Here is a 3,575-nt window from a genome sequence, read left to right as displayed (position 1 = left end):
TGAGGTCATCGTTCCGCCAGGTTACTACTACTTCCTCGGCGACAACCGGGATAACTCCGCCGACAGCCGCCTGCCGACGGAGATCGGCGTCGGGCTTGTTCCGCATGAAAACCTGGTCGGCAGGGCCAGGCTGGTCCTGCTGTCCTGGTCACCCGGCGCCTCCTTGTTCAAGCCCTGGACCTGGGTCCTGAACCTGCGGCCCAGCCGGTTCGGAAAGGTGCTGCACTGACCCGTCCAGACAGGCGCAAGGTGGCCGTGGCGGCCCTCGAGACGCGGATCGGTCACGTCTTTCTGGATCGCGACCTTCTGGAGCGGGCCCTCACCCATGCGAGTGTCGGAAATGGCGGCGCGCCTGGCCGTGATAACGAGAGGCTCGAATTCCTGGGCGACCGGGTCCTGAACCTGATGGCCGCAGAGTATCTGTTTGAATCCTATCCTGCGGCCCGGGAGGGCGATCTCGCCCGGCGGCTGAACCGCCTGGTGTGCTCCGAGGCGTGTGCAGAGGTGGCCCGAGGAGTGGGGTTGCCCGAAGCGCTCCGGCTCGACGCCAGCGCGACCCGGATCGGCGCCCGGGAGAGCGACCGGGTTCTGGGAGACGCCTGCGAGGCCCTGATGGCCGCTCTCTATCTCGACGGCGGTCGCGAAGTCGCCAGGGCCTTCTTCCGAAAGGCCTGGGGCGACCTGGTCGCCGGGCTTGAGCAGGAGCCTGCCCGCGATCCCAAGACCCGTCTTCAGGAGTGGGCGATGAGCCTGGCCCTGCCGCCCCCGGACTACGTCGTTGTCAGCGCGGAGGGGCCTCCGCACGACCCTCGCTTCACGATCGAGGCCCGGGTACCGGGATGGGAAGCTGCGGCGGGGACCGGACGCTCAAAGCGCGAGGCCGAGAAGGCCGCGGCCGCGCTATTCCTGGACAGGGAGAACATTCAGCCATGACCCGCGCCGGCTTCGCCGCCATCATCGGCGCGCCCAATGCGGGCAAGTCGACCCTGACCAACCGACTGGTGGGGGCCAAGGTCTCCATCGTGACCCGCAAGGTGCAGACCACGCGCTTTCCTGTCCGCGGCGTCGCCCTGTCGGGTGAAAGCCAGATCGTCCTGGTGGACACCCCCGGAATCTTCGCCCCTCGCCGCCGGCTCGATCGCGCCATGGTGCGTTCGGCCTGGGGCGGCGCCGAGGAGGCCGACGTGGTGGTCCACCTGGTGGACGTCCAGTCCGAGCTGGCGGTGGACGCCGGCGAGGCCCGTGGCGCCGACCGCAAGTCGCATGAGGACGTCGAGACCATCATCGAGGGTCTGAAGGCTTCGGGCCGAAAGGCGATCCTGGCGCTGAACAAGATCGACGGCGTCAAGCGCGAGAGGCTGCTCGCCCTTTCGGCGCGGCTGTTCGACACGGGTGTCTATACCGAGGTCTTCATGATCTCGGCGGCTGACGGCTCAGGCGTCGACGACCTGCTGCAACGTCTTGCCGAACTGGTCCCCGAAGGCCCCTGGCTCTATCCCGCCGAGCAGACCGCCGACCTGCCGGTGCGCCTGCTGGCCGCCGAGATCACCCGCGAGAAGGTCTATCTGCGCGTCCACGAGGAGCTTCCCTATGCCGCCGCCGTGGAGACCACGGCCTTCACCGAGCGTCGGGACGGGTCGGTTCGCATCGAGCAGACCATCTATGTCGAGCGCGAGAGCCAGAGGCCCATTGTCCTCGGCAAGAACGGCCAGACCCTGAAGTGGATCGGACAAAAGTCGCGCGAGGAGCTGACCGAACTCCTGGACCGGCCCGTCCACCTCTTCCTGACCGTCAAGGTCGACGAGCGCTGGGCCGACCGCCGGGAGTTCTACGGCGATGTCGGCCTCGACTTCGAGGCCTAGGGGGCGGGGGTGGAGTTCGAGGACGAGGCCTTCGTCCTGGCGGGGCGAGCCCACGGCGAGAACGGCGCCATAGCTGAGCTCCTGACCCTCGGCCACGGGCGCTATCCGGCCTTTGTGGCGGGCGGTGCGTCGCGCCGGATCCGGCCTCTCCTGCAGCCGGGAACGCGGGTGACGGCCCGGTTTCGCGCCCGTACGAGCGAGCAGCTGGGTTCGGCCGCCCTCGAGGCCTCCGGCTCCGGCCCCTCGGACCTCTTCGACGATGCGCTGGCGCTCGCCGGCCTCGCCGCCGCCGCCGCTGTCGCCGCTGGCGTCCTGCCGGAGCGGGAGCCCCAGCCCGGCGCCTTCGCCGCCTTCGAGGCCTTGTCCGGCGCTCTTCGCCACGATGACATCTGGCCCGCCGTCTACGTACGCTTCGAGGCAGGCATCCTCCAGGCCCTGGGATTCGGCCTCGACCTGTCCCGATGCGCCGCGACCGGGGCGCTGGACGATCTGGTCTGGGTCTCGCCCCGGACCGGACGGGCCGTCAGCCGGTCCGCCGGCGAGCCCTACCGCGACCGTCTCCTGCGCCTGCCGCCCTTCCTCCTGTCCGCCCAGGGCGGACTCTCGCCGGGCGATGTCGGCGATGGCCTGGCCCTGACCGGCTTTTTCCTGGAACAGCGCCTGTTCTCGGTCCTCAACCGCCCGCTACCGGCCGCGCGCCTCTGGCTTGTGGACAAGCTGACCCAGGCCGGCCGGCTCTGATCGTGCAGGATGACGCCAACGGGCGTCGGGCCTAAGCAGAAGCAGGCGGCGCCGCCGCTGATTCGACGCGGATCGCCAGATGACCGACACCCTTGCTCCGCCTCCCGAGGGCGACCGCACCATCGACGAGCCGCTGAGCGAGGCCTTGTCGCGGCGGTATCTGGCCTACGCGCTGTCGACGATCACGGGACGCGCCCTCCCGGACGTCCGCGACGGCCTCAAGCCGGTCCATCGTCGCCTGCTCTACGCCATGCGCCAGCTGAGGCTGGACCCGACCGCCACCGCCAAGAAATGCGCTCGGGTCGTCGGCGACGTCATCGGCAAGTATCACCCGCACGGCGACTCCGCGGTCTATGAGGCCCTGGTTCGCCTGGCTCAGGACTTCGCCCAGCGCTACCCCCTGGTCGACGGGCAGGGGAACTTCGGCAATATCGACGGCGATAACGCCGCGGCCATGCGCTACACCGAGTGCCGGCTCACCCTGGCCGCCCAGCTGCTGCTGGAGGGCATAGACGAGGACGCCGTCGACTTCCGCGCCACCTACGACGGCGAGGAGGAAGAGCCGGTTGTCCTGCCGGCAGGGTTCCCCAATCTCCTGGCCAATGGCTCCAGCGGCATCGCGGTGGGCATGGCGACCTCCATCCCGCCTCACAATGTCTCCGAGCTGATCGAGGCCTGCCTGCGCCTGCTCGACCAGCCGGAAATCACGACGGCCGAACTCCTGGCCCTGGCGCCGGGGCCCGACTTCCCGACCGGCGGCGTCATCGTGGAGTCGCAGGCGAGCCTGCTCGAGGCCTACGAGACCGGAAGGGGCGGGGTGCGGGTGCGGGCCCGCTGGACCCGCGAGGATATGGGTCGGGGCCTGTGGCGCATCGTCGTCACCGAGATCCCCTACCAGGTGAAGAAGGCCGACCTGGTCGAGCAGCTCGCCGAACTCATCGAGACCAGGAAGGCGCCCCTGCTGGGCGATGT

At 69.5% G+C, this 3,575-nt stretch carries 5 protein-coding genes; all 5 read left to right on the top strand.

The features are described from left to right. Window positions 1–229: S26 family signal peptidase (locus INE98_RS00650; RefSeq protein WP_293535792.1), on the top strand; the 229-nt coding region annotated here is incomplete at its 5' end. After that, the gene (gene rnc, locus INE98_RS00645) at window positions 226–933 is read left to right on the top strand and encodes a ribonuclease III (protein WP_293535793.1); all 708 of its coding nucleotides are present in this window, start codon (window positions 226–228) and stop codon (window positions 931–933) included. The genes INE98_RS00650 and rnc, both read left to right, overlap by 4 nt. Beyond that, entirely contained in the window at window positions 930–1,862 is a 933-nt protein-coding gene (gene era, locus INE98_RS00640; protein WP_293535791.1) for a GTPase Era, read from the top strand. Before rnc ends, era begins: the two co-directional genes overlap by 4 nt. A gap of 9 nt (window positions 1,863–1,871) precedes the next feature. Beyond that, window positions 1,872–2,603 carry a DNA repair protein RecO gene (gene recO, locus INE98_RS00635; protein WP_293535790.1) on the top strand — a complete coding sequence of 244 codons (732 nt, stop codon included), beginning with the start codon at window positions 1,872–1,874 and terminating at the stop codon, window positions 2,601–2,603. A 79-nt stretch (window positions 2,604–2,682) separates the two neighbouring features. Continuing rightward, on the top strand, window positions 2,683–3,575 hold an 893-nt coding region (locus tag INE98_RS00630), incomplete at its 3' end, for a DNA gyrase subunit A (protein ID WP_293535789.1).

The sequence above is a fragment of the Phenylobacterium sp. genome (genome assembly GCF_020253645.1).
GTDB lineage: Bacteria > Pseudomonadota > Alphaproteobacteria > Caulobacterales > Caulobacteraceae > Phenylobacterium.
Note: the sequence above shows the minus strand (reverse complement) of the source record. Positions and strands in the feature narration are given on the sequence as shown.

Bases quoted from the DNA above. Each gene is read 5' to 3' on its own strand.
- era (WP_293535791.1), top strand. From the start codon at position 930: ATGACCCGCGCCGGCTTCGCCGCCATCATCGGCGCGCCCAATGCGGGC.